Origin of the sequence: Acinetobacter sp. A3, from assembly GCF_012371415.1 — a bacterium.
Classification (GTDB): Bacteria; Pseudomonadota; Gammaproteobacteria; order Pseudomonadales; family Moraxellaceae; genus Acinetobacter.
In genome coordinates, this window is record NZ_JAAZQW010000096.1 from 1 (window position 1) to 813 (window position 813).

General features: G+C 27.2%; 1 pseudogene. It reads right to left on the bottom strand.

Going from position 1 to position 813, the window contains the following annotated elements:
• Positions 1-161: 161 nt before the first annotated feature.
• A pseudogene (locus HHA42_RS13570) lies at positions 162-402 on the bottom strand (IS21 family transposase); the annotation flags it as partial.
• Positions 403-813 lie beyond the last annotated feature (411 nt).

Below are 813 nucleotides of genomic sequence, written 5' to 3' on the forward strand. Positions count from 1 at the left end.
TGCTGGCATATACAATTTAGATTGGGTGAAAGATAAACAATTAAATTGATTGAAAAATGATTTATGAAGGAAGTCTATAGTAGGGCTTACATATGCGGGGGCAAAAACCATATTTTTTTAACACAGTTGAGCTGTTAGGGTTCAAGTTTGGTGACTGATTATATTGTTGCAAGATATTCCCTTAAGATTCTGACCGTTTCTAGATATTCAAACTCTAAAACTTCTTGGTAGAACACAACGGCAGGAATCCATTCAGGATAAACAGCATTTATGCGTTCGAGCAAATAAAGTTTATATAAGTCAAGAATACATATTCTAGGTTATAAGCTGATACTGTAGTGTGAAATTGAGCTGTAAATATTTACGCATTGTATTTTTAGATACTACAAGTTTTTGATTTATTAAATTAAAATAATAAACCTTGTTTATACGGTGTGTGGACTGTTGCTTCTTGTGCTAAAGATAAAATTTTTGAGTATTTTAAAATGACGTTATATTAACTATTGGGTTACTTTTAATAATGCTATAGGAATATTTTACACTGCTGATAAAATATAAAAATTAAACCCAATTGATATATTAACTTAACCTGTTATTGTGTTATTGTAATGAAGTAGGTCAACTGTATGATAAATTTTTAATTGTAATCTTATTCTTTAGTATATTGTGATTTTAAATAATGATGTTTAAGGAGTATGGTTAAATAATATTGTTGCAAAAAAATAATAAATATAATTATTAGACTTCCTTCATAAATCATTTTTCAATCAATTTAATTGTTTATCTTTCACCCAATCTAAATTGTATATGCCA